Origin of the sequence: Pedobacter sp. JCM 36344, from assembly GCF_046546555.1 — a bacterium.
Lineage (GTDB): Bacteria > Bacteroidota > Bacteroidia > Sphingobacteriales > Sphingobacteriaceae > Pedobacter.
In genome coordinates this window covers 107,515-124,513 of record NZ_JBKHKK010000004.1, presented here as the reverse complement: position 1 = coordinate 124,513, position 16,999 = coordinate 107,515, and the positions used below count along the sequence as shown (strand labels likewise).

Below are 16,999 nucleotides of genomic sequence, written 5' to 3'. Positions count from 1 at the left end.
TGTTACTAATCTTGGATTAAGGTGAAATCTATTTGACGCTTGGAAAGGTCTACTTTTTTGACTTTGACTTTAACCTCATCACCTAATTGATATTTTTTCTTTTTGCGCTGACCGACTATGCAATAATTCTTTTCATCTAGCACGTAGAAATCATCGGAAATATCCCTAAGTCTAATCATTCCTTCACATTTATTTTCGATGATTTCTACATACATACCCCATTCTGTAACACCAGAAATTATCCCTAAGAATTCGTTTCCAATATTCTCCTCCAGGTACTCTGCTTGTTTGTATTTTATAGAAGCTCGTTCTGCATCTGCTGCGCGTTTTTCCATAGCGGAAGAATGCGAAGCTGCATTTTCATAATCGTCCTCATCTGCTGATTTCTCATGATTTAAATAAGCAGCTAAAAGCCTGTGTACCATAACGTCAGGATAGCGACGAATAGGGGAGGTAAAATGGGTATAGTAGTCGAATGCCAACCCATAGTGGCTTGTCTTCTTAGTGGTATATATCGCTTTGGCCATTGATCTTATGGCCAACTGTGTTAGAACATTTTGTTCCTTCTTGCCTTCTACATCCTCCATTAAGAAGTTTAGGGATTTTGCAATCTCCTTGTCGGTTTTCATGTTGATCTTATAACCGAAGCGAGCTGCAAATAGGGCAAAGTTACCTAGGTTTTCCAGGTTAGGAGAATCATGAGAGCGGTATACAAATGTCAATTTCTTTTTTCCTGTTACCTTTTTAGCGACAAATTCCGCCACCCTTCTATTGGCCAGTAACATGAAGTCCTCAATTAATTTGTGGGCGTCCTTACGCTCTTTAACGTAGACACCTAAAGGTTTGCCGGTGTCATCAAGTTTAAATTTAACTTCGGTACTTTCAAAGCTGATTGCACCATTTTTAAACTTTCGATCTCTTAAGATGTAGGCTAGTTCATTCAGTTTAAGAAGCTCGTCAACGTGTTTACCTGCTTTGTTTTCGATAACTTCCTGGGCATCCTCATAGCTAAAACGCGTGTCAGAATGAATTGCTGTTCTTCCGAACCATTCATTCAGAATATTTGCCTGCTCATCCAGTTCGAATACAGCAGCAAAACAAAGCTTATCTTCATTTGGACGCAGCGAACAAACCCCGTTACTCAGTCGTTCAGGAAGCATTGGAATAACCCTGTCCACTAAATAAACCGAAGTAGCTCTAGAATAAGCTTCTTTATCTAAATTACTGTGCGGTGTAACATAGTGGGATACATCGGCAATGTGAACGCCAACCTCATAGTTTCCGTTATCTAGCTTTTTGAACGAAATGGCATCGTCAAAATCCTTTGCGTCAACCGGATCTATCGTAAAAGTGATCGTGTCTCTGAAATCCTTTCTGCCAATCATATCGGCATCAGAAATACCTTCCTGGATTGCCTTTGCTTCTTTTTCAACCTCTTTAGGGAATTCTAAAGGGAACCCGTATTGAGCCAGAATAGCATTCATTTCCGTATTATTCTCACCCTGTTCACCAAGGATAGTTGTGATTTTTCCTATTGGATTTTTAACACCATCAGGCCAGTCAGTAATGCTAACCTGAACTTTTTGCCCGTTTTTAGCACCATTAAGGTCTGTTAGCGGCACAAAAATATCATGGAGCATCTTACGATCATCAATGTTTACGAATGCGAATCGATCAGAAATCTTTATCACGCCAATAAAGTCCGTTTTCGCACGTTGTATAATCTCGATAACTTCTCCTTCGTTTTTCCTTCCACTTTTTTTAGCGAAAATATAAACCTTAACCTTATCCCCGTTTAATGCATTGTGAAGTTTACGGGAAGAGACGAAGATGTCTTTTTCAAACTCTTCATCGGGAATCACAAACGCAGAACCATCTGCGGTCATGTCAACTTTGCCGGTAACAAATGTTTTAAGGTCTTTAAACTTGAACTTTCCTTTCTCAGGTTCAACGAAAACTCCTTTCTTCGCTTGCTCTTTAAGCACTTCTAATATGGTTTCCCTGGATTCAGGGTCAGTTAGGTTTAATTTAGCAGAAACCTGCTTGTAATTTAAGGCTTCATTATTGCTTTTTTCCAGAACGTCGCTAATTAATTGTGTTAAAACGACTTCTAAGTGAGCTGATTTCTTTTTTGCCATAGGTTAAATATGAATCTTGTGAAGATAACAAATTGAAGTGATAGATTGTTGTATTTCGTACCTTAGCATGGACTTTGCTGTGTTTAGTTTACTATATTCTGATAATAAAAAATGATTGAAGACCGAGAAAGAAAAGCTGGAAAAGAACTATTAATTATTGTATTCCGGGCAATAGTTTGGAGTGTGCTGGTGTATTTTTATTTTAATAAACCTAAATTCTATAACGAAAATACAAGCGTAGAAAGCGTGGCTAAGGCTGTTCTGGTTTTTCTTGGGGCAAGTTTGGTGGTTTCTACGCTTCGGCTAACGATAATCTATTGGTACATCCGTAAACACAACTTTAAAAGTAACATAAAAGATAATTTCATCCTGGGGATTAACCGGATCGTTTCTATATTGAACACTGTCTTTATCGTAATCGCCTTTATTACATTATTTAAAGTTGATCCTAAGGACTTCATTTTTAGTGTTTCCATCGTTGCTGCCGCAATTGCCGTCACTTTTAAAGAATACATCACCAACATGATCAATGGCCTGATCATCATGTTTTCCGATCGATTATCACTAGGAGATCACATTAGGATAGGGAACAATGAAGGAAAAATTTTAGACATCACTTTAATCAATATGATCCTTCAAAATGAAGATAGCGACATGGTCATTGTACCGAACTCTATTGCTTTTAGTTCTGTGATCATCAACCAATCCAAGCAAAATACCAAGAAGCTTTCTATTGATTTTGATATGGCATTGGAGAACGGATATACACCTGAATATTTGGAAAACTACCTGAATAAAGTTATTGATAATTATTCGGCTAACGTAGTACCTGGAGGTTTAACGGTTAAAACGCTCGAGATAAATAAGGATGTAGTCATCTTCAAGGCAATGGTCTTGCTTAAGTTCTATGATAAACTGAAAGAAAGAGAGATTAGAAGAGCAATCAATACTGCATTAATCAGATTATCCGCAACGCTAAAAAAGACAACCAGCCCAAATGGTGAGGATAATGTTTCTAAGTCTAAAACTACATCGCAGGAAAAAGAACTACTATAGCTAATTGATACGCGAGCCAGGAATTGCCGCTATTAGTTTTTTGGTATAATCCGCTTTTGGATTATTATAAATCTCTTCAGGGAAGCCAATCTCTTCAATTTTTCCTTTGTTCATCACCATCATTCGATCAGAAATATGTTTAACAACCGCTAGATCATGAGAAATAAAGATATAGGTTAGGCCCATCTCTCGCTGCAACTCTCTTAGCAAATTGAGTACCTGAGCTTGAACAGATACATCTAGCGCGGAGACAGATTCATCACAGATAATAAACTTAGGGTGTAACGCAAGAGCCCGAGCAATCACTATCCGCTGTCTTTGACCTCCCGAAAATTCATGCGGATATCGGTCATAGTGCTCAGCACTCAAACCTACACGCTCAAGTAATTCCAGAATGACATTTTTTCTTGTCGCATCATTGCTAAACATACCATGAACCTGTAAAGGTTCGGTCAAAGTGTTACCAACACTTAAACGTGGGTTAAGAGAGGAATAGGGATCTTGAAATATGATCTGTACATCTTTTCTCATCGCTTTCAAGCCTGTTTTATTGAGTGATGAAAGATCTGTATTCTCGAAAAGTAACTCGCCAGATGTTGGTTCTACTAATCTGATGATACTTCTTCCTAAAGTTGTTTTCCCACAGCCTGATTCTCCTACTAAACCCAAAGTCTCCCCGGGGTAAACAGCAAAACTGACGTCGTCCACAGCTTTCACATAATCTGTAGTCTTGCCGAAAAGACCTTTTTTAATAGGATACCATGTGCAAAGGTTCGACACAGTCAAAATAGGCTTTAGGGCATAGAGTGTAGCTCTTCTTTCGGTTATTTCTGACACAGTATAGGTGTTTTCTGCAAGAAGATGAGCGACAGACTTATCACTATCTTCATTTAAAAAATCAGCTACTACAGGTAATTTTTTTAGACGTCTTTCGGGAACTGGGCGACAAGCAAGTAATCCCTTAGTATATGGATGTTTTGGATCGTTAAAGACTTCTATGGCTGCCCCTTGTTCTACAATATTTCCTCTATACATAACCGCAACCTTGTCAGCAATTTCAGCAATAACTCCCAGGTCATGAGATATGAAGATCATCGCCATTTGTCGCTCATTTTTCAATCTAAGCAATAAATCCAGTATTGTCTTTTGAACCGTGACATCCAACGCCGTAGTGGGCTCATCTGCAATCAACAGTTCAGGATTACAGCTTAGTGCCATAGCGATCATGACACGCTGTTTTTGTCCGCCGGAAAGTTGATAAGGATAACTGTCAAAGATATGTTCGGGTCTTGGAAGTTGAACCTCTCTAAACAAACTGATTGTCTTCTCTTCTGCCTGTTTAGCATTTAATTTTTGATGCAAGGTAATCGCTTCCTTGACTTGCTCGCCGCATGTAAATACAGGGTTTAAAGAAGTCATAGGCTCCTGAAAAATCATCGCTATCTTATTCCCGCGGTAGGTTCGGATCTCTTCTGAAGATAAGGATTGTAAATCCACGTCCTTAAAATTTATAATGCCATCAATTTTAGTTGCATGTGGGTCGAGAAGCCTCATAATGGAGAGAGAGGTGACTGATTTGCCAGAGCCAGATTCTCCAACAATTCCTAGCACTGTTCCTTTCTCAACACAGAAGCTGATGTTGGTCACCGCAGCCGACCACGATCTTTCTTCCTTATTTAGAAATTGTATTTTGAGGTTCTCAACGTTTAGCATTAGGATACTAAGATACGATCTCAGACACTATTATCCATCAGTTTTGCTATTTTTGCAACATGGAAAGAGAAATCCTTGATACCAAGCGAAAAGCCCTGAAGATTAATTTGAATCATAAAATTTACGGTACCTTTGCAGAGATTGGAGCAGGACAGGAGGTAGCACGTAATTTCTTCACAGCAGGAGCTGCTTCCGGTACCGTCGCCAAAACAATGTCGGCCTATGATATGACCTTTAGTGACGCCATTTACGGTGTGGAAGAGTCTGGGAGGTATGTTACCCAGTCTAGGGTATTTAAAATGCTTAAGCATGAATACAGTCTTTTAAATGAGCGTTTAAGTAGCGAAAAATATGGTGATCGCACGTTTTTTGCTTTCGCTGATACAGTGACCACTTTGAATTATAATAAGTCAAATGATCCACATGGATGGATAGGGCTCCGCTTTCAGGTAGACCCACAAGGAGAACCAAATGACATCGTTTTCCATGTGAGGTTATTAGATACTGATGCTGCGCTTCAACAGAATATCCTTGGAATAATAGGGGTAAACCTTGTTTATGCAGCTTTCTATCACTATCAGGATCCGAAAACTATGATTGAGTCTTTAGCAGATAACCTGACTATAGGATCAGTCGAGATCGACTTAATCTCTGTTAATGGACCTGCTTTTGCTAACATCAATAATATTCTGCTAAACCTGTACCTGATTGCTAAAGATTTTTCTGATGCAGCAATCTTCGATGCAACAGGTAAACCAAGACTAGCTAAAGACTTGTTGTACAAGAAAGACATCATGATTTTGCGTACAAAATACCTGCAAAAATCTAACCCTAATTTTAGCATGCTTAACAAAGCTGTAGATCAGTTCGTAAGAACGGAAAATGTTATAGAAGAAAACTTAAGCGTGCTTATAGAAGTACTGATGTCTAACTTGCTCTCGAGTGAAGATGCTGTGCCTACCGAAGTTGATTTAGAAGCTGTAGCGAAGCGTGCAGAAGAAATGTGCAAGACAGGAAATAAGGTTATTGTTTCCAATTTTGCAAGACATAATAAATTAGCCAGATACCTCGATCGTTGCCGTCCAAAAAGTGTTGGCATTTCAACCAACATTAACAACCTGAAGTTCGTGTTTAATTCTTCAAATTTCGGTGACAATTATACCAGTCAGTTGCTAAGTTATGTGAGCGACATGTTCAGTAAAAACGTCAAGCTTTTTGCTTATCCATTTTTAGATAAGAAAACCAACGAAGTTATAACCACTGCAAATATGCCCGTAACACCTGATGCGCGTTCGTTATTTGATTTTCTCAAAATAAATGGCTACATCACTGATATTCAGGATTACAGCGAAGAGGATGTGAAAACAGTTTAAAGGTCTTTATAAGAATCCTTAATCACAATAGCCATAGGCGTCCTGCGTGGCAAGCATATACCCAGATAGGCAAACGTTGCTTTATCTGTGATCCATCTTGCGAATCCAATTTGGGCCGTGTCCTTATACACGCCAAAGCAGAGTGAATTTTTCATAGCGCTTTTTACAACCTCCATAGGAACGTTTTGTGCCCAGTAAGATTGCGTGCTCAGGTAGTGATGAACACTTATGGGATCAAGCTTTTGTGGGTCATCTGAAAAGATTATTCCATGGTCCTCAATTTCCATTAGTTTCGCATGTTTATGTATTGCAGAGGTTGTCCGAAATCTTCCTTTTTACACATTAAAATCACACCTTGCAGATCATCAATATTTTTACTCTGTACTCTTACCTGATCATCCATCATTGATGCCTGTACCTTCAGGCCGCTTGCCTTAATTTTAGCAACAATTTTTTTAGCCGTTTCTTTATCAATTCCTTCTTTAATGGATATTTCTTTTCTGATCATATTTCCAGAAGCATATTGCTCTTTTCCAAAGTCAAGACTTTTAGCATCGAGTCCTTGTTTGATCATTCTTGATATGATAGCGTCTTCAATTGCCCTTAAGCGCATATCATCCTCTGTTACCACTGTGATCAAATTAGTTTTTTTGTCGTGATCTATGGTGCTTTTGGAAGTGTTGAAATCATATCTGTTCAAGATCTCTTTCTTCGCGTTATTCATCGCATTGTCAAAGGTTTGTGCATCAACTTTACTTACAATATCAAAAGTGGGCATGATTATAGCTTTATGGTAAAAATTATATTAGATTTATAGTATAGATTAATATAATATCTAATCCATTATTATAAACATTTAAATATACAAATATGAAAGTCAATAAACCTAAAGCCCAAAAAAAAGACGCTAAAAAAGCAGCGAAAAAAGAACTAGAGAATAACTTAAGTTCAAAGATTTTTGAGGTCCTGAAACACTTCGGGCAAGATGCAGAGAAAGTAGGTAAGGATATTGAATTGGTGAGTAAGTTTATAGTCAAAAAAGTGTCGAAAAAGTTTAAAGATGTGAAGTCAGTTGTAGCTGCGAAAATAGAAGAAGCTACCGCAAAGCCTGTTGTGGAAACTAAAAGCACTGCCGTCAAAAAAGACGCTGTAAAAGTTTCCAAAACTGTGAAGAAAGCGGTAGAAAAAGCAGTAAAAAAAGCTAAACCTGTAACTCAGAGTGTTAGGGTTGCAACTATTGCAACAGAGAAAAGGGCAGCTAAAGCGATTGCAAAGCCATTAAAAGAAGCTGTTAAAACCGGTGCTGAAATATTGAAGCCGGCAGTCGAAAAAGCATTGAATACATCAGTTAAACCTGCTGCCACAAAACCAATAGCAAAACTCAGGCCTGCTTCGAAAACCAAAAATGAAGAAGCCAAAAAATAGTTTCTATCAAAGGCACTAATGTTACCTATTCTGGTTTAATTAACAATTATTTAACAATAGAATCCGCAGTTTTGTGCATCCCTGTTTGACCAGGGATTTTTTGCATTAAGTATATGACGAAAAAAAAGGGACCCTTCTTAAACCGTGAAATTAGTTGGCTATACTTCAACGATAGGGTTTTACAGGAAGCTTCAGACGAAACAGTCCCGCTAATTGAACGCATTAAGTTTTTGTCTATTTTTTCATCCAATCTTGAAGAGTTTTACAGGGTAAGGGTAGCCACCATGAGCAGGCTTTCTAATCTTAATGATAAAGCCAAAGAACTTTTGGGTTTCAATCCAAAGAAAGTTCTGAATGAAATCAAAAATATAGTTGTTAAGCAGGAACGAAAGTTTGAGCAACTGTTCCAGGCAACGCTTATGAACGAGCTGGCTCAAAACAGAATCTTTATTCTCAATGAAACTCAACTCAATGTATCAAGAGGAGAATTCGTACGCAATCATTTTAGAGATCGGATTCTTTCCAATCTTGTACCAATTATGCTCGACCTCGATAAGCCGTTCCCAGATTTAAAGGATCGGTATCTGTACTTTTTTGTGCGCCTATCTAATAGGACCGCTAGAAAGAGTGAAAAGTATGCGCTGATCGAACTACCTCCAGATCTCCCACGTTTTTTGGTGTTACCAGAAACGAATGGATTGAAATTTATAATTCTTGCAGAAGACATTATAAAATATTGTCTCGATGACATCTTTTATGTCTTTAACTATGATCTTATTAATGCGTATTCTATTCAACTTACCAGAGATGCAGAATTAGATATAGATAAAAATATTAGCGACAAGTTTATCGATGAGTTGAAAGCAAGTCTGGATAAGCGCAAAAAAGGTAAGCCCATGCGGCTGCTTTATGATACCGAAATGCCCTTTGAAATGCTCACCGTTCTTGTCACAAAAATGAAGATTGAATCAGAAAGCTTGATCCCTGGTAATAGATATCATAAGTTCGGTGACTTCATCTCCTTTCCCAATGTTGGTGCAAAGGAACTCGAATACGCAGCGAACATTCCAATAAAAGTCTCTGGGTTACACCGTACCGAGAGCATTTTTAATAAGCTACAGGAACGTGATTACCTGATCAATTTACCCTACCAATCTTATGATTATATCATACTCTTTCTTCGTGAGGCTGCAATTGATCCCAAGGTGACGGAAATACACATCACCCTATATAGACTCGCGGAAAACTCTCGGGTAATTAATGCACTAATTAATGCTGCCAAAAACGGCAAAAAAGTACAATGCCTGGTAGAATTGAAAGCTCGTTTTGATGAACAGGCGAACATCTTCTGGACCAGTAGACTTCAGGAGGAAGGGGTGCATGTAAATTACGGACTGACTGACTATAAGGTACATTCAAAAATTTGCCTGGTAAAAAGAATCGAAAAAGGAAGGCCAAAGTATTATGCTAATCTAGCTACTGGAAACTTTAATGAAAAGACAGCTAAACTGTACTGTGACCATAGCATCTTTACTGCGAAAAAGGAAATAACAGACGACCTTATTAAGCTTTTTGGAGCCCTGAATAAGAAGACTGTAGCTAAAGGGTTTAAGCACCTAATCGTTTCACCATTAGATTCAAGAAATAAAATTTACGGTTTAATTGATCGTGAAATCAAGGTTGCTAAAACTGGTAAGCCTGCTTATATGATTTTGAAAGTAAATAGCCTCGCTGATGAAGGGGTTGTGCAAAAGCTTTACGATGCAAGTAATGCAGGCGTAAGAATCAAGATGATTGTACGTGGAATTTGCACACTTGTTCCGGGCGTTGCAGGCTTCAGTGAAAACATCACCGTGATTAGTATCATAGATAAGTTTTTAGAGCATGCCAGGGTGTTTATTTTCGGTAATAACGGTAAGGAAGAAATGTTTTTATCATCTGGTGATTTGATGAGCCGCAACTTTGAGCATCGCGTTGAGGTAGGATTTCCAGTCTTAGACAAAGAAGCTCAACAAGAAATACGAGATATCATTGAGTTTCAGTTGCAAGACAATGTGAAGTCAAGGGATATTACAAAAATGAACAATAATAAGTACCATAAAAATAGGCTAACCACTAAAGTTAGGGCGCAAGTGCAGACCTACAATTACTTGAAAAATAAACACCAATAAAGCTAATGCTAAGATACGCCGCTATAGACATAGGTTCCAATGCTGTAAGACTTTTAATTGCCGATATTTCCAAGCATGAGGAAGGCTTTAATTTCAAAAAAAATACGCTGATCAGAGTACCATTAAGACTTGGAGACGATGCTTTTTTAAATCACCATATATCTGCAAAAAAAGTTGACGATTTATTGAAAACCATGTCCGCTTTCAAAAACCTGATGGATGTTTACGGTGTTACGAAATACCTCGCTTGCGCAACTTCAGCTATGCGGGAGGCTAAAAATGGTGCAGAGATTATAAAGCAGGTAAAGAAACACGCAGACTTAGATCTGGAGATAATTGAAGGTCAGCGGGAGGCTAACATTATCTATTCAAATCACATAGAAGAAAATCTGGATATCAAAAAAAGCTATTTATATATCGATGTTGGTGGTGGTAGTACGGAGCTTTCTGTCTTTGTAAATAGGGAACCCATTGCCTCCAAATCTTTTGATATAGGTACCATTAGAATTCTGGATAACCAGGATAAGGAAGAGACTTGGGAAGAGATGAAAAATTGGGTTAAGGATCAAACCCGGGATCTTAAGAACCTCGCAGGAATTGGTACTGGTGGTAATATCAATAAGTTGTTCAGAATGTCTGAAGAAAAAGATGGAATGCCACTTCCATACTTGAAACTTAAAACCCTTTTCAATAACCTAAATAGCCATTCACTAAAAGAACGCATCACCATCTTTGGCTTGAATCCTGACAGAGCGGATGTAATTATTCCCGCTTGTGAAATCTTTATCACTTTACTAAAGTGGACGGGAATAAAGCAAATTTATGTGCCGAAGGTCGGAATGGTGGATGGGATCATCAATTTGTTAATTGAAGAAAACCTTACGCACAGTACTTATGCGTAAACAAACGCTAAAAATTTACCATGGTGACTAACTGAATCAGGATTGCCGAAACGCAATGAGTGCTCCTTAGTTTCAATGATTTGAATCTTAATCACCTCCAATTCTTCTGGAGTTATTGAGGCGATGGTATGTATGTAGGATTCCTCTATTACGCTCTTCGTAAAGTATAGTTGATCGTTATAAGTTACATTTCCAGTCGCGGTGTTGTCGTGAATTATTAAGTTGTTGCAAACTAGTTTAGCCGGGGCAAATTCTCTTAGTTTACTAATTCTGGAATCTATCTTATAGGCAGATTCTTTCATAGTCCAAAGTAGCCAAACCATACAATCGGGTTGAATGTTTGAAGAGATCAGAAATTGCTCTTCAGAAGTAAACAGCTTGATTAAATAGCCTGGTCTTTTCCAGTTGCTGTCTCGCTCTGCCTGCTCAAGATCGACAATGTCGTTCCCTATCATTTTTTTACAAGCTTAGCTTCAATGATCTCTATTGCTGACTGAACATTTAGCATTCGCTCCATAGACTCGTTATCTATCACAATATCAAACTCTTCTTCGACGTCGAGAATGACATCGACAAGATTGGCAGAGTTAATTTTGAGATCCTTTATGAAGTCCGTATCCAAATTGATTTGTTCTAGCGCAAGCTTATCCTGAGCATAGTTGGCAACAATCGGTTTTAGTTTAATAATTAGTTCTTCGTTGCTCATTGTTATTTTTAATACTTTTTAAAGATAATACATGCATTAACATCACCGAAGCCAAAGTTCGCTTTAGCCAAAAAGTTGATCTCTTTGTTCAATAACACGCGAGGAATACGATTCGTGTCAATTAATTTGTCGATTTCTGGATTAAGGTCTTCACAATTGACATTCGGGAAGATAAAGCCCTCATGTAGTTGTAAAACTGAAGCTACGCATTCTATACTTCCTGCGGCACTTATGCAATGCCCAGTAGTAGATTTTAGCGAATTTATGTATGGAAAATCAGCCCCCGATCTGTTTAAGGCTAACGCCCAGTTTTCAATCTCCAATGCATCTTTTGAAGTTGCAGTCAGATGACCGGCGATCACATCAACCTGATCAGCAGTTATCCCAGCATTTTTTAATGCAGCTGTGATACACCTTTGAACAGCCTCACTGTTTGGGGCAGTCATTGTGCCTGAACCTCTTTGCCCACCACTATTTATATTTCCACCGATCACCTCCCCGTATATTTTTGCACCGCGTTCCAAAGCAGAATCCAGCGATTCTAATACCATTGCTCCTGCACCACTTCCAGGTACAAAACCATTTGCAGTGGCACTCATTGGTCTTGATCCAGCTTCGGGAGAATCGTTGTGTTTATAGGTGCAAACTTTCATGGCATCAAATCCGCCCCAGATATAGGGCCCAGAGTCACTTGTGCTGCCGGCTAGCATTCGGGTCGCTCCATGAGCTTTTATTCGCTCATAGGCCATTAAAATCGCTTCGGTGCCAGTGGCGCAGGCAGATGAATTGGAAGTTACCTGATTTCCAAGCCCGAGTTTCCCCCCAAGGTGGGCACTTACTGCACTTCCCATAATCTGGGAGACTACCGTGCTACCGAGTTTGCGGACCTCATGATTGTCAATTCTATAAATAGCCTCCCGGAATTTATCTATTCCAGAGGTGCCCATTCCAAAAACAACTCCACTATCCCAATCGGGTTCGCTATCTCCTGAAATGCTTAAACCGGCATCTTGCCAAGCTTCCATTCCAGCAATTACACCATACATAATTCCTGTGCTTTTGAAATTTCTTAATTCTAAATCGGAAAAGCAAGCAGCAATATGTTCGGATTTAAGTGGGGGAGTGCCTGAGATCTGGCAAGAAAATTGGAGTGCTTCTAACTCGGGATTATGCTTAATTCCAGAAATACCATTCTTAATAGCATGTCGAAATTCTGCAATTCCAATACCATTAGGAGCTACTACTCCAAGACCTGTTATAACAACCCTGTTATCCATTTATTTTACTTGTTACCATTCCCGAAATTGTGCCGTGACAAACCATTTCTCCCGATTCATTTAACATTTGCACCTTGCAGTTTAGTTTTTTAAATCTAAAATAAACTTTTTGGGCATGCACAGTCACCTTTTCTCCCGGGAACACTGGCTTTATAAAATCTATGGTCGTTGAAGTTAGCATCACATGTCCGCTCAGTCCACTTTCTACATTTTCAGACAGGTATATTCCAAGGCAAACAAGTCCAATTTGCGCCATCGTTTCCGTCAGGATCACACCTGGAGTAACGGGATGCCCTTTAAAATGGCCCTTGTAGAAATCAAGAGAAGGGTTGAAGGTGTAGGATCCAATAACCTTATTTTCATCTATTTCCAAGATTTCATCTACAAAAAGAAAGGGAGCGGTGTACGGTAAATATGTTAAAACTTCTTCCTTGTTCATGCATTCAGCGCGTAAGCTAATTTACGATTTAATTTAATGTTTCGCCACCATCTACTGGAAGTATGGCACCGTTAATCCAGTCTGCTTCATCTTTACATAGAAGATAAACCACATTGGCTACATCTTCGGGACGTGTTAAGCGCTTAAAGGGATTTCTGTTCAAACTGTGCGCTATAAGCGCTTCACTATTGGGAATCATCTTTAAAGATCTGGTACTTGTAATGCCTGCCTGAATACAGTTGGCACGAATGCCATGAGCTGCGAACTCCAATGCAATGCTTCTGGTAATAGCCTCCAATGCGGCCTTTGCAGCCGAAACTGCGGCATAATTCTTTATTGCTTTTTTACTCCCTTCACTTGTAAAAGAGATCACTCTCGCATCGCTTGCAAAAAGGCCGGCTTTAAAAACAGAGGCTGTCCAATCGTACAAACTGAAGGCCATATTCTGCATCGTGATCAGAAAATCATCATTGCTTAGTGTTCCAGTATTTTCTGTTACCATAGGCTTTAAGCTGCCTTTTGCAACACTATGGATCAAACACCTAACGCGACCTTCCGGTCCCATAATTCTTTTTAAATCAACTAGCATAACCTCGCGCTTATCAGAAGCAGTTACGTCAATGTTAAAGCTTGCCAACTCAACTCCCATTGCTTTCATTTCCGCAAAATGTGAGGAGATTTCCTCCATCTCTATTCTTGGATTTCTGTGTAGGATACAAATGTTCATTCCCTGCGAAGCTAACTTCTTCGCAGAAGCGAGCCCTAATCCACTACTACCGCCCAAAATCAATGTCCAATAACCAGTTTCACTAAAGTCCTTTACCATTTTAACAGAATTCGTTGTGCAGAGAAACCAGGACCAAAGCTTAACATTAAGCCATGGTCTCCTTTAACAGGTTTATTGTCCATGATTCTCTCTAAAACATATAAGACAGTAGCGCTAGACATGTTTCCATACAAGTTTAAGACCGCTTTAGTGTCGTGTATATTTTTTCCTAAACTGCCAAAAAGACTCTCTACAACCTGTACAATTTTTTTTCCTCCCGGGTGAAATATGAGGTGATCAATATCTTCTATTTTCAAGTTATTTGCTGCCAGAAAGGGGTGAATAATCGCTGGGAAGTGACTTTCTATGGTGTCTGGAACAGCAACATCAAGTATCATTTTCAAACCTGTATTCGATAGTTTGAAACCCATCAACTGTTCTGCTTCAAAGAAATGGTACATCTCTTCTGCAACTATTTCCGGTCCCTCATCAATAGGGGCTGACGATAAAAGTACAGTGGCTACGCCATCCCCAAAAATAGCCGTGCTAACAACATTGGCCATTGAGTAGTCGTCGAATTGGAAAGTGGCTGAAGGGGATTCATAGGCAACCACAGCCGCCCGTTTTCCAGGGTTAGCTGCTAAAAAATTCTTAGCATAGATCATACCTGAAACGCCCGCGGCACAACCCATCTCAGTAACAGGTAGCCTTACGATGTTTTGTCTTAAACCCAGCTTATTTATCAGGTATGCATCCATTGAGGGAATCATTATTCCCGTGCAGCTCACAGTAATGATGTAATCTAAATCTTCGGGCTTCCAATTTGCTTTTTCTAAAGCATTGGATAGACATTTCGAAGCCAGCTTAATTCCTTCTCTAATATAGATATCGTTGCGTTCTTCGAATGATGTTTTACTGAACACTTCTTCGGGCGACATGATAGAATATCGTTTTGAAACGCCTGCATTTTCAAATATCTTTTTTACTTTTCTTATAAAACGCTGTTCTTGACCATTAAGCCAAATATCAAGAAAGGGTAGTATTTCTTCTGTTTCTCTGGAATATTCGGGCAGTACTTTGACAACGGTTTTTATTCTTACAGCACTCGCATGGCTCATATAGTCGGAATTATCCATTGGTAACGGAACGCCCATCGCCAACGTAAAATGTGTTTATCAATGTTTAACCGATCAGCATAATTCATAATGTCGTCCATTTTGAAGCCACGTAAAATAGAAACCAATCCATCATCTTTAGACATCTTGTTCAGTCTAAAGACCTTGCATACAGCTATAAAAAGATAGTAAGCTAATCTACTTCTGTGTAAATCGTTAATGACTACTCCCATTATTGCCTGCTTTCTAAACCCTGTTACCAGCTTCAAAATCTCGTCATCTTTGAAATGATGAAGGGTCAATGTACATAGGATAACATCATAATGTCGCGCTTGTTTAACTTCGTCAAAAATATCTGCACATACATAGCTGATGTTATCGTAATCTTTAGACAAACTTATTGCGTAATCTACAGTAAACGCATTTGCATCCATTCCTGTAAGCTGAAATTTCAGCCCTTTGGCTTTTCCATACCCGGCCAACGCTCTCAGCATATCTCCGTTGCCACAGCCTACGTCAAGAATACTGATTTCAGACCCTCTTTTTTGCCGGGATAGTAACCATTCTAGTCCTTCAATAGTTACCTTATTGCCACCTAAAATCCTGTTTATCCCTGCTATTTTATCCAACGCATCGCTTAAAATTTCACCCTCTAAGGCAAAATCATCCATGATCTCATCAGCATTGCTTCTAAACTTCGTGTCTACGAACATTATATATGTGGTTTTCCATGAGTACGTTTTATAATTCTTGGCAATAGGGATGGAAATTTAACCAATAGATGTAATAAAACATTTAAAATGTTTCCTTTTTTTAAGATGGAAGCCAAAAGCCTGCCCATAAGCAGTCTTTTCTGAAAGGTTGATTTCCAGATGGAGGAGTAAGCTCGTTCTAGTTCCAATCTATTTTTTATTTTATTATGGAGGTAATTGTCAACCAATTCCGCACATAACTTCGCGCTGTGGATCGCCATGGCCATACCGTTGCCGCACAAAGGATGAATCAAACCTGCTGTGTCGCCAATCATTAAAATATGTCTTTCAACTGGTAATTTCTTACCGAATGATATCTGGCTGATGGTGATAGGATGGTCAAAGATCATCTCAGATGAATCAAAAAAATTCTTTAAGAACGGGTTTTTACGAAGAACTTTTTCTTGAAATTCTTCAATATTCTTGAATGCTTTGAAATGAGCATAGCCAGTCAGGTAACAAACATTTATTACGTCCTTTTCCACTTTAGAGATCCCGCAATAACCACCTTCGAAGTTATGTAAAGCTACTTTATTAGATTCAAAATCTCCCCGGTAGTGGGCCTTTACAGCCAGCCACTGAGATTTTTTTGCAAAGAATTGCCTGCCTAGCTTTTGATCTAACGAAGATCTTTTTCCGAAAGCTCCGATAACCAAGTCGGCTAAAATAATTCCGTTTTTATGGGTTTGAATATGAAATTCATCCTCATAAAATTCAATGTTATCAGCGGTATCCTTAATGATCTGGCAACCCATGACAACAACCTTTTGAAAGAGAAAATGATCTAACTTAAACCTGCTGATCCCGAAACCACCCAAAGGCAAAAGGCTAGAAACAGACTGCCCTGTAGATGATGAAATAGAGAATCTGGATATTTCGGCAGGCTCGAGAGAATTTATGTCAATGCCAATCGAAGCCCAATAGGAGCGGATTTCATTGGAGATAAATTCGCCACACACTTTATGGTTTGGGTAATTGCTTTTCTCGATAAGCGTAACTTGGATGCCGCTTTTCAATAAATGAATTGCACAAGTTAATCCGGCGAGGCCGCCACCAACAATAACTACCTTTTTTTTTAGCATCTGGTAGTGTGAACATACCTAAAATACTGATTATACGCTAATAATGTTTAGAAATTATAGCACATTTATTGACAGTCGTTATAA

Annotated in this window: 17 protein-coding genes; 5 read left to right on the top strand and 12 right to left on the bottom strand. The window is 38.9% G+C overall.

What is annotated here, in order from left to right:
• Positions 1–5 precede the first annotated feature (5 nt).
• Positions 6–2,138 (bottom strand): ribonuclease R, encoded by a 2,133-nt coding sequence (gene rnr, locus ACHFIZ_RS05675; RefSeq protein WP_410883732.1) that lies wholly within the window; start codon positions 2,136–2,138, stop codon positions 6–8.
• Between the two features lie 111 nt (positions 2,139–2,249).
• Between rnr and ACHFIZ_RS05670 the strand changes: the two genes are divergently transcribed.
• Positions 2,250–3,194 carry a mechanosensitive ion channel family protein gene (locus ACHFIZ_RS05670; protein WP_410883730.1) on the top strand — a complete coding sequence of 315 codons (945 nt, stop codon included), beginning with the start codon at positions 2,250–2,252 and terminating at the stop codon, positions 3,192–3,194.
• Here ACHFIZ_RS05670 and ACHFIZ_RS05665 read toward each other — a convergent pair whose 3' ends face one another.
• On the bottom strand, positions 3,195–4,907 hold the full coding sequence (locus ACHFIZ_RS05665; protein WP_410883728.1) for an ABC transporter ATP-binding protein: 1,713 nt from the start codon (positions 4,905–4,907) through the stop codon (positions 3,195–3,197).
• Positions 4,908–4,966: 59 nt separating this feature from the next.
• Between ACHFIZ_RS05665 and ACHFIZ_RS05660 the strand changes: the two genes are divergently transcribed.
• Positions 4,967–6,280: a nicotinamide mononucleotide adenylyltransferase gene (locus tag ACHFIZ_RS05660; protein ID WP_410883726.1), complete on the top strand. Its 1,314-nt coding sequence runs from the start codon at positions 4,967–4,969 to the stop codon at positions 6,278–6,280.
• Here the strand turns inward: ACHFIZ_RS05660 and ACHFIZ_RS05655 are convergent.
• Complete coding sequence (locus ACHFIZ_RS05655) at positions 6,277–6,567, bottom strand: hypothetical protein (protein ID WP_410883724.1); 291 nt, start codon at positions 6,565–6,567, stop codon at positions 6,277–6,279. The genes ACHFIZ_RS05660 and ACHFIZ_RS05655 overlap by 4 nt on opposite strands.
• On the bottom strand, positions 6,567–7,058 hold the full coding sequence (locus tag ACHFIZ_RS05650) for a YajQ family cyclic di-GMP-binding protein (protein WP_410883722.1): 492 nt from the start codon (positions 7,056–7,058) through the stop codon (positions 6,567–6,569). Before ACHFIZ_RS05650 ends, ACHFIZ_RS05655 begins: the two co-directional genes overlap by 1 nt.
• A 92-nt stretch (positions 7,059–7,150) precedes the next feature.
• Here ACHFIZ_RS05650 and ACHFIZ_RS05645 point away from each other — a divergent pair, with 92 nt between their 5' ends.
• From ACHFIZ_RS05645 to ACHFIZ_RS05635, 3 genes are all read left to right on the top strand, one after another.
• Complete coding sequence (locus ACHFIZ_RS05645) at positions 7,151–7,705, top strand: hypothetical protein (RefSeq protein WP_410883721.1); 555 nt, start codon at positions 7,151–7,153, stop codon at positions 7,703–7,705.
• Positions 7,706–7,818: 113 nt separating this feature from the next.
• Positions 7,819–9,876 carry a polyphosphate kinase 1 gene (gene ppk1 / locus ACHFIZ_RS05640; RefSeq protein ID WP_410883719.1) on the top strand — a complete coding sequence of 686 codons (2,058 nt, stop codon included), beginning with the start codon at positions 7,819–7,821 and terminating at the stop codon, positions 9,874–9,876.
• A 5-nt stretch (positions 9,877–9,881) separates the two neighbouring features.
• The gene (locus tag ACHFIZ_RS05635; protein ID WP_410883717.1) at positions 9,882–10,778 is read left to right on the top strand and encodes an exopolyphosphatase; all 897 of its coding nucleotides are present in this window, start codon (positions 9,882–9,884) and stop codon (positions 10,776–10,778) included.
• Here ACHFIZ_RS05635 and ACHFIZ_RS05630 read toward each other — a convergent pair.
• From ACHFIZ_RS05630 to ACHFIZ_RS05595, 8 genes are read right to left on the bottom strand one after another with little or no spacing between them, the layout of a single operon-like run.
• Positions 10,769–11,233, bottom strand: a complete 465-nt coding sequence (locus tag ACHFIZ_RS05630; RefSeq protein ID WP_410883715.1) for a 4'-phosphopantetheinyl transferase superfamily protein — start codon at positions 11,231–11,233, stop codon at positions 10,769–10,771. The two genes, ACHFIZ_RS05635 and ACHFIZ_RS05630, sit on opposite strands and share 10 nt — an antisense overlap.
• Positions 11,230–11,484 carry an acyl carrier protein gene (locus ACHFIZ_RS05625; protein WP_410883713.1) on the bottom strand — a complete coding sequence of 85 codons (255 nt, stop codon included), beginning with the start codon at positions 11,482–11,484 and terminating at the stop codon, positions 11,230–11,232. Before ACHFIZ_RS05625 ends, ACHFIZ_RS05630 begins: the two co-directional genes overlap by 4 nt.
• Before the next feature lie 8 nt (positions 11,485–11,492).
• Complete coding sequence (locus ACHFIZ_RS05620; RefSeq protein ID WP_410883711.1) at positions 11,493–12,761, bottom strand: beta-ketoacyl-[acyl-carrier-protein] synthase family protein; 1,269 nt, start codon at positions 12,759–12,761, stop codon at positions 11,493–11,495.
• Positions 12,754–13,200 (bottom strand): 3-hydroxyacyl-ACP dehydratase FabZ family protein, encoded by a 447-nt coding sequence (locus ACHFIZ_RS05615; RefSeq protein ID WP_410883709.1) that lies wholly within the window; start codon positions 13,198–13,200, stop codon positions 12,754–12,756. The genes ACHFIZ_RS05620 and ACHFIZ_RS05615 overlap by 8 nt, the downstream gene beginning before the upstream one ends.
• A 28-nt stretch (positions 13,201–13,228) precedes the next feature.
• Entirely contained in the window at positions 13,229–14,026 is a 798-nt protein-coding gene (locus ACHFIZ_RS05610; RefSeq protein ID WP_410883707.1) for an SDR family oxidoreductase, read from the bottom strand.
• Positions 14,020–15,102: a type III polyketide synthase gene (locus ACHFIZ_RS05605; protein WP_410883705.1), complete on the bottom strand. Its 1,083-nt coding sequence runs from the start codon at positions 15,100–15,102 to the stop codon at positions 14,020–14,022. Before ACHFIZ_RS05605 ends, ACHFIZ_RS05610 begins: the two co-directional genes overlap by 7 nt.
• Positions 15,081–15,794, bottom strand: a complete 714-nt coding sequence (locus tag ACHFIZ_RS05600) for a methyltransferase domain-containing protein (RefSeq protein ID WP_410883703.1) — start codon at positions 15,792–15,794, stop codon at positions 15,081–15,083. The genes ACHFIZ_RS05605 and ACHFIZ_RS05600 overlap by 22 nt, the downstream gene beginning before the upstream one ends.
• Positions 15,794–16,915, bottom strand: coding sequence for an NAD(P)/FAD-dependent oxidoreductase (locus ACHFIZ_RS05595; protein ID WP_410883701.1), 1,122 nt, complete (start codon positions 16,913–16,915; stop codon positions 15,794–15,796). Before ACHFIZ_RS05595 ends, ACHFIZ_RS05600 begins: the two co-directional genes overlap by 1 nt.
• Positions 16,916–16,999 lie beyond the last annotated feature (84 nt).

Bases quoted from the DNA above. Each gene is read 5' to 3' on its own strand.
- ACHFIZ_RS05665 (WP_410883728.1), bottom strand. From the start codon at position 4,907: ATGCTAAACGTTGAGAACCTCAAAATACAATTTCTAAATAAGGAAGAA.
- rnr (WP_410883732.1), bottom strand. From the start codon at position 2,138: ATGGCAAAAAAGAAATCAGCTCACTTAGAAGTCGTTTTAACACAATTA.
- ACHFIZ_RS05655 (WP_410883724.1), bottom strand. From the start codon at position 6,567: ATGGAAATTGAGGACCATGGAATAATCTTTTCAGATGACCCACAAAAG.
- ACHFIZ_RS05620 (WP_410883711.1), bottom strand. From the start codon at position 12,761: ATGGATAACAGGGTTGTTATAACAGGTCTTGGAGTAGTAGCTCCTAAT.
- ACHFIZ_RS05635 (WP_410883717.1), top strand. From the start codon at position 9,882: ATGCTAAGATACGCCGCTATAGACATAGGTTCCAATGCTGTAAGACTT.
- ACHFIZ_RS05600 (WP_410883703.1), bottom strand. From the start codon at position 15,794: ATGTTCGTAGACACGAAGTTTAGAAGCAATGCTGATGAGATCATGGAT.
- ACHFIZ_RS05630 (WP_410883715.1), bottom strand. From the start codon at position 11,233: ATGATAGGGAACGACATTGTCGATCTTGAGCAGGCAGAGCGAGACAGC.
- ACHFIZ_RS05660 (WP_410883726.1), top strand. From the start codon at position 4,967: ATGGAAAGAGAAATCCTTGATACCAAGCGAAAAGCCCTGAAGATTAAT.
- ACHFIZ_RS05670 (WP_410883730.1), top strand. From the start codon at position 2,250: ATGATTGAAGACCGAGAAAGAAAAGCTGGAAAAGAACTATTAATTATT.
- ACHFIZ_RS05595 (WP_410883701.1), bottom strand. From the start codon at position 16,915: ATGCTAAAAAAAAAGGTAGTTATTGTTGGTGGCGGCCTCGCCGGATTA.
- ACHFIZ_RS05610 (WP_410883707.1), bottom strand. From the start codon at position 14,026: ATGGTAAAGGACTTTAGTGAAACTGGTTATTGGACATTGATTTTGGGC.
- ACHFIZ_RS05615 (WP_410883709.1), bottom strand. From the start codon at position 13,200: ATGAACAAGGAAGAAGTTTTAACATATTTACCGTACACCGCTCCCTTT.
- ACHFIZ_RS05605 (WP_410883705.1), bottom strand. From the start codon at position 15,102: ATGGATAATTCCGACTATATGAGCCATGCGAGTGCTGTAAGAATAAAA.
- ACHFIZ_RS05650 (WP_410883722.1), bottom strand. From the start codon at position 7,058: ATGCCCACTTTTGATATTGTAAGTAAAGTTGATGCACAAACCTTTGAC.
- ppk1 (WP_410883719.1), top strand. From the start codon at position 7,819: ATGACGAAAAAAAAGGGACCCTTCTTAAACCGTGAAATTAGTTGGCTA.
- ACHFIZ_RS05625 (WP_410883713.1), bottom strand. From the start codon at position 11,484: ATGAGCAACGAAGAACTAATTATTAAACTAAAACCGATTGTTGCCAAC.
- ACHFIZ_RS05645 (WP_410883721.1), top strand. From the start codon at position 7,151: ATGAAAGTCAATAAACCTAAAGCCCAAAAAAAAGACGCTAAAAAAGCA.